This window comes from Arthrobacter sp. UYNi723 (assembly GCF_054057635.1).
Map to the genome: position 1 here is coordinate 24537 of NZ_JBSRZM010000038.1, position 6770 is coordinate 31306.

Below are 6770 nucleotides of genomic sequence, written 5' to 3' on the forward strand. Positions count from 1 at the left end.
AGACATGAACCACCCCGAGCCCATCAGCCCTCTGCGGCAGAACTTCGATGTCATTGTCGTCGGCGAAGCCCTCACCGACATAGTCACCTCACGTGGGGGCAACATCGAACACCCAGGCGGTTCACCCGCCAACGTCGCCTACGGGCTGGGCAGGCTCGGGGTCACCACTGGCCTCCTACTGCACTAGGCGACGACGTCCGCGGCGCCGCCATCGCCAAGCATCTGCACCAGCGCCGGCGTGACGCTCCTTCCCGGCTCATACTCCCTGGACAGCACGTCGTCGGCAACTGCAACGATAGCCGCCGATGGTACAGCCAGTTACGCCTTCGACGATGTCTGGGATCTCGACCCCATCGCTCCGGCCTACATCCCCAAAGTGCTTCACACAGGCTCGATCGCCGCCTTCCTCAAACCCGGCGCTGACAAGGTCAAATCACTCCTGCAGCAATGCCGCGATGAATGCACCATCACCTATGACCCCAACATCAGGCCCGCCCTACTGGGCAGCCACTCCGAGTCGAAGTCAATTTTCGAAGACCTGGTCCACCTCACGGACGTAGTGAAACTCAGCGATGAGGACGCCCACTGGCTCTACCCCGGAAAGAATCTGGACGACACCGCCACGCACCTCCTTGGCTTAGGCGCCGGTCTGGCTGTCATCACCAAAGGCTCACAAGGTTCACTGCTCGCCACACCTGCGGCACGGCTAGCCATCCCAGCAGTGACCTCCCGGGTCGCTGACACGATTGGTGCCGGGGACTCGTATATGGCGGCCCTGATCTTGGGACTCCTCACCCGCGGAACCGACGGCCTGGCGCCCGCTGTTCCTGAGCAAGCTGGACGCACAGTTGCGATGGTGGCCGCCATAACGCTGCGGCGGCCCGGCACAAATCCGCCGACACTTGTGGAACTCCGGACCCATCTGCAGCCGGCGAATTAGCTGGCGCAGCGGACCGAATCCTTCCCACATTTCAGGCGGGCTGGAAGGCTCCGACGCTCAGGAGGGCGATGTTCGCATTAGTGCACGCGCTGGTGGGTTGCGGCAGGAACAACGACGCAGTGTCTTCCGGCGGGTAGATACGGTAACCGGCCGCGTCCGTCAGCGTGCAGTCGCTGTAGTTGGCGGCCTGGGTGTAGCGGAGGACGGCGGTTCCGGTCTGGCCCGGCGCCAGCAGGACGTCCGCTACCGGGTTGGATTCGTCGCGGGTCGCGGCCGCGCCAATCGGTGCACCGTCGGCGTTGGCGGTCAGCGACACCCCCGGGTAGCCCTTGAGCAGGCAGGGCGCCGTGCCCGTATTCGTAAGGTTCAGCTTCATGTAGACGCTGCCCGCCGCGCCCCCGCCGGACGCATCGGTAGCCGCCGACAGTGTGGCCGCTTTGCAGAGCGCGGGACCGGCCGGAGTCGTGCCGGACGACGACGGCGACTGGAACGCGCCCGGAGACGCCGGCGCAGTGGACGGGCTGGCGGAGTTCGTCCCCGGCGTCGTCGTCCCCTGCGTCTGCGGCTGGCTCGGTCCGCAGGCGGTGAGCGTAAGCGCCGCCGCCGCGACCGCCGTCGTAATAACAAACCCTTGTGCAATGCGCTGAGACGTCATGGCACAACCTTTGTTGCTGCTGTGATGGGAGTCAACGATGCCACGGGCCCGCGGAAGGATTTGATGCCCGGATCGTGATCATCCGGGCATCAAATCCCGCGATGTTACGTGGCGGATTCCTGCCGGCGCTTAGAGCCGCTGCGCGCGAAGGCCACCCCGCCCAGGGCGAGTCCGCCGAGACCGGCGGCAAGCCCCGCCCAGCTACGGGCGTCCGCGCCGCTGTAAGTCACCGCGGCCGCCTGCTCGGTGGCCGGGGCTTCGGTGGTGTGCGCCGCGGAGGCAGCAGCGCCGTGGCCGTCTGCGCTGGCCGCCTCGGTGATGGTGATGGACGGCGCCGGCGCCTTCAGGGAGTGCGGGTCCTGGCCGTCCTTGGCGATCTCCGACCAGTCAGTCTGCCCCGTTTCGCACGACTGCAGCGTGGGGAAGTACAGCGTGGACCCGGCCGCGTCAGGCAGCTTGACCGACAGCACCAGGGCATCGCGCAGGTCGTGGGCAAGGGGAGTTTTGGCCGTGTACACAATCTGGCTGGTGCGCTTTGTGATGGACGTGCCGTCGGCCAGTTTCTTCGGCTCGGCGAGCTGTTCGGTCACCTTTTCAACGGTCCAGTTGGGGTTCACTGTGGGCTGGGCGTCGTTGAGTTCGGCCGGGAGGGTGATGGCCACCTTTGTGGTGCCGGACTCCTCGCAGCCGTGCGGGATGCCGAAGGTCAGCAGGGCATACGAGTTGGCGTCAGTCTTGTCCGGCTTGACGCCGACGTGGGCGGACGCACCTGCTGCTGCGGTCAGGATCAGGACGGCTGCGCCGCCGGTGGCTGCCGCTGCGGTGAGGGTGCGGCGAAGGAATGTGGTGGTCATGGGGTTGCCTTTCGGACGCACGCCGGATGGGGGCGTGCGGAAGTACGGGATGGGGCCCGCGGCCTGCGGACGTGCGGTGCGGGCGGAGTCAGGGAAGTACGACGGCGGAAGGCGGGCCGCGTCGGCTGTGTTGCCTGAGGTTCCGCCAGGGGCGGAGGGGGAGAACCGTTGGTGGGCCGGGCACCGCACGCGGCGTGCCGGCGTCGGGCGTCACTGCTTCGGGGAGCCGGACGAGGGGTCTCAGCCACGCGGCCAGTGCCCACAGCGCGGCCTCACCCTTGGCAAGCAGGAGGGCGCACGCGCCGGTGGCGAGTGTGTGGGTCAGGAGCATCAGGATGCCCGCGGATCCGGGATCGTGGACGTGTCCGGAGGCAGCGATGACGGGCGCGGCGGCGCCGGCGAGGTGGGCGTTATGGAGCCCGGAAGGGGCAGTGCTCACAGCGGTGCCGGACGAACTGAACGCAGTGAAGGCTTCGTGCAGGATGAACTGTCCCGCGCCGAGGACGCTGAGCATGGCTGGAAAATTGAGCCGCAGCCTCGTGGCGGTGGTGGCTGCCAGGACTGTCAGTGCAAGCACGGCCAGCAGGATGCCTGGGGAGGGAAGGTCGCCGCCGCCGGCCACGTGGGCGCCTGCGGCAAGAGTCAGGACTCCTGTGGAGAGGGACGCCGCGCGAAGGAAATGGAAGGGTGGCCGGGCGTGGTTGGTGCGCACGGATCCTCCTTATTTCGGTCGCCGCTGACGGGCAACAGCAGCGTTCTTCCAGTGTTCTTCTGCAACGTTCAGATTCTAGCGGCCTTTGGGCGGGCCGCCGGTGTGTGACCTGCCGTGCAGCGCGATCACGTTGGACGGTGATTCTGTGGCGTCGGATGGCTCGTCTGCCAACTTCAAGAAACCCATAGCAAGGTCGAGGCACTGGATAGCCACCGGGGGAACGCGGTAATCGGTCGCCGCCTCCACCAATCCCAGTTCGGCGAGCAGGGACAGCTTCTGCTGTGCCTGCAGGGCTGCGAACGACGCGTAAATCTCTTCGAGTGCTGAGTCTTCGAGGCCCGCTTCGTCGAGTTCGGTGTCTTCGAGGCCTGTCTCCTGAAGCAAGGCGCCCTCAAGGTCCGGCGACGCCAACTTTTCGAGGTCTGCCACGGGCATCGGTTCATCGGTGGTGCCATAGGTGAGGACGCCCAGCAGAATCGCGGCCACCGCTTCCTGGTCCCACACCTGGCCCTCCTCGGTGAGCACGCCGACCAGGAGGACCACCGAAAGCATCCGGCGGATATTCAGCCGTTCCTCGGTATCCGTGCTGTTCCAGGCGGCTGCTTCCGGGCCGGGAATGGCTTTGGTGGATCCGACCCTGATCAGGTCTGCCCCCACCAGGGCTGACCAGATTTCGCGGAGTACCGGCACGTCGTGCATGGTGCCGACTTCCAACAGCGTTTCGGTCTGGTTCCCGGCAGTTTCCAGATCGAAAAGTGGCACCGCCCGACTCGCCGCCCGTTTTCCACGGGCATGTACTCCTACGGCTGCGGCTGCCGGCTCGATGTCCTTCAGTCGCAGGGCGCCCGTGCTGGTGACTTCCTTGCCGGTTCCGATCCAGTCCAGCAGGGAGGTGGCATGCTGGATCAGCGGCATGGCATTGAACGCAGCCTCCTGGTGGTCATCGCTGAGGTCAGGTACCTGGATAACCGGCAATTGCGGGACAGCCGCGGCGATACCGTTTCCCAGTGCTGAATGGAGTTCCTCGTAGGCGGCGTCCGTGCCGCTCCAGCGGCCGGTCCCTTTCAGGAAATGGATGTACGAGTGAAGGGCGAAGTAGATGTCGTCGAAGGCCTCGTCCATGTCGTCGGGGTCCAGCGACGCCGCAATTGCACCGGCCGCCTGCTCCACGCCGCCACTGTCGATAGCGGTGGCCGAACTCGAACCATTGATGGCGTGCTGCGCAGTGAGGAAGAGTTTGACCAGCTCGAGGCACTCGAAGGCATCGGCCGGGTCAGGGGCTTCAGCCGCGTTCCATTGAATAAACTCGACAGCCATCGAGTCAATTGCCCGATGGTTCAGGACCAGCTGCAGGGGCATCTTGGGGGCCGGGGGAACAGCCTTCAGGTGCCGCCGGTCCTTGTTCTTGCTCTTGGATTTGCCGGTCTTTTTGGTCAAGGATTGCCTCCGGTGTCAACGGGCGATCGTCCCACATTCGATGGCTGGGACAACCGCGGATGTATCGAGCTTACAAAACAGGGCTGCCGGCGAGCAGTTCGGCAAGTACTTCAGCGGCGGAGTCGTGCCGGACCAGTGATGTGGCCTGCCCTGCCCAGAGTGACATGAGTTCGGTGTTTCCCTGGGCTGCTGCCTGTGGGCGGAATCGGCCAGTGAGCCAGTTCTGGACGGGGAACGGGGCTATTCCGGCTTCCGAGAGTCCACCCGCCGCCAGTTTGGCCTCTGACAGTTCGGCGATGATGCGGTTGGGGATCCCGCGGGCAAGCCGTCCGCTGAGGGCTCGTGTCAGCACTGTTTCCCGTGCGGCCGGGCTGTGGAGGATGGCCCGGTAGGCCGGCACGGCCGCGGATTCGCGGGTGGCCAGGAAGGCCGAGCCCACCTGGACCGCGTCGGCGCCGAGGGCTCGTGCGGCAGCGTATCCGCGGCGGTCTGCAATGCCGCCGGCCGCAATCACCGGGATCCTGACGGCGTCAACCACCTGCGGTACCAGTGCAAACGTTCCTATCAGGGACTCCTCCGCGGGCTTCAGGAACGAGACGCGATGGCCGCCGGATTCCATGCCGCTGGCAACCACGGCATCCACGCCGCCGGCTTCCAGTGCCATGGCTTCCGCGACGGTGGTGGCGGTGCCCACCAGTACGACTCCACGCCGGTGCGCCTCCTCCACGAGTTCCGGCGCAGGCACACCGAACACAAAGCTGACGACGGCGGGACCCGCGGCCAGGGTTGCCTCCACCTGCTCGTCGTAGTCGGGCAGGTAGCGGTCCGGCATGTGCGGAAGCGGAAGGTCCAGTTCGTCGAAGTAGGGCTTCAGGGTTTCGAGGTACTGGTCGAAGTCCGCCTGGGGGAGCGAGGTGGTTTCGTCGCCGGTGGGAATCCAGAGGTTGAGGGCGAACGGTTTGGCCGTCGCCTTCCTGAGCTCAGCTGCGGTGTTCCGAATGGCGTCGGCACCGTAACCGTAGAGGCCGTAGGAACCCAGCCCGCCGCCGTCGCTCACGGCTGCTGTCAGCTCCACGGAAGAGACGCCACCGAAGGGGCCCAGCACCACCGGAACGTCCGTGCCGAACAATTCGGTGATGCGGTTTGAGCTGGCTGAAGTGCTGTTCTCGAGAGTCATGCGGTGGCTCCTGGCAGATCGACGTCGGCTTCAGGACCAGTCTCGCAGGGCTGGCGGCCGCTGCCCAACCTGTGGCTGGGTTCAGTCTGTTTCCGGGCCTGAGCAGTAATGGCAGTCGTCGGGGCAGGTCTCGGTCACGGCTGGCTCCAGGTGAGTTCGAAGCCGTCGCTGACATGGAAGAGCCTGCGGCCGCCCACCGGCGTCCTGACCCAGACGGTCTCGCCGTCCGTTGTCCTGGTGTCCACGGCGCCGGCGTACTCGGTGTGGCCGTTCCGGGTCAGCAGAACGGTGTCGCCCACCTGGACGTCGTCCCATTGGCCGGGGGCATTAACGCGATTCGTCATCTAAGTCACGGTTCTTCCTTTTAAAGATCGGGTGCCGGGCAGGTGTGCCGGTCCACTTCATACAACCCGAAGGGCTCTGGTCTGCTCAATGGAGGATGTGACCACTCTTGCTGCGGCCGTTTGTGCAGGCATCCAGTAGGGCCATGTACCGCGGCATCGGGCGGGGCTAGACTGCTGGCGTAAGTGGCCAACTACCTCAGGGAGCACATGATGAACTACTCAGGGACTGGCAACGAGAAGGCGATTCCGGCCAGTGAACTTAACAGGACCCACGTGGGTCAGACCGTCAGTTTTGAGCCAGACGAATTCACGCTCGTGTTCGGAAAAATCGCGGCCATTGCGCGCAAGGAAGGCGGCGTGACCATCGCCCTGCAGGGCGTCGAAGGAAGCGGCGGCCTGCAGTCCAGTTACAGCCTCCCGGGCAGTCAACACGTCTACCTTCAGCCGGACATGCTGACGAATACCGAATCCACCATCAAGGATCTCTTCGGCAAGGTCCAGGAAAACCTGCGCGGCGGGCACAAGGGAGATGACAAGACGGACAAGCTTTAACGGGGGAAGGGCCCGAATTGGGCTGGGCGTAGGGTGGAAGTTAGACGGAAGGAGCACTTCATGAAGAAAATCCTCATGGTACTGACCAGCGTTTCCGAG

The 6770-nt window shown here is 65.2% G+C and carries 7 protein-coding genes and 1 pseudogene; 2 read left to right on the forward strand and 6 right to left on the reverse strand.

The genetic code is table 11. The features are described 5' to 3' along the window. Nucleotides 1-4: 4 nt before the first annotated feature. Nucleotides 5-940: pseudogene (locus ACVWY0_RS20460) on the forward strand (carbohydrate kinase family protein). A 31-nt stretch (nt 941-971) separates the two neighbouring features. Here ACVWY0_RS20460 and ACVWY0_RS20465 read toward each other — a convergent pair. The 6 genes from ACVWY0_RS20465 to ACVWY0_RS20490 form a co-directional block, all read right to left on the reverse strand. Beyond that, the gene (locus ACVWY0_RS20465) at nt 972-1595 is read right to left on the reverse strand and encodes a DUF4232 domain-containing protein (protein WP_485838318.1); all 624 of its coding nucleotides are present in this window, start codon (nt 1593-1595) and stop codon (nt 972-974) included. Nucleotides 1596-1699: 104 nt separating this feature from the next. Continuing rightward, nucleotides 1700-2449, reverse strand: coding sequence for a YcnI family copper-binding membrane protein (locus tag ACVWY0_RS20470; RefSeq protein ID WP_485838319.1), 750 nt, complete (start codon nt 2447-2449; stop codon nt 1700-1702). An 88-nt stretch (nt 2450-2537) separates the two neighbouring features. Further along, entirely contained in the window at nt 2538-3161 is a 624-nt protein-coding gene (locus ACVWY0_RS20475) for a hypothetical protein (protein ID WP_485838320.1), read from the reverse strand. Between the two features lie 75 nt (nt 3162-3236). Continuing rightward, nucleotides 3237-4598: a hypothetical protein gene (locus ACVWY0_RS20480; protein ID WP_485838321.1), complete on the reverse strand. Its 1362-nt coding sequence runs from the start codon at nt 4596-4598 to the stop codon at nt 3237-3239. Between the two features lie 70 nt (nt 4599-4668). After that, nucleotides 4669-5775 (reverse strand): NAD(P)H-dependent flavin oxidoreductase, encoded by a 1107-nt coding sequence (locus ACVWY0_RS20485; protein ID WP_485838322.1) that lies wholly within the window; start codon nt 5773-5775, stop codon nt 4669-4671. A 134-nt stretch (nt 5776-5909) separates the two neighbouring features. Next, nucleotides 5910-6119: a hypothetical protein gene (locus ACVWY0_RS20490; protein ID WP_252574855.1), complete on the reverse strand. Its 210-nt coding sequence runs from the start codon at nt 6117-6119 to the stop codon at nt 5910-5912. Nucleotides 6120-6329: 210 nt separating this feature from the next. On the opposite strand from ACVWY0_RS20490, the gene ACVWY0_RS20495 reads away from it, so the two are divergent. After that, entirely contained in the window at nt 6330-6671 is a 342-nt protein-coding gene (locus ACVWY0_RS20495) for a hypothetical protein (RefSeq protein ID WP_485838325.1), read from the forward strand. Nucleotides 6672-6770 lie beyond the last annotated feature (99 nt).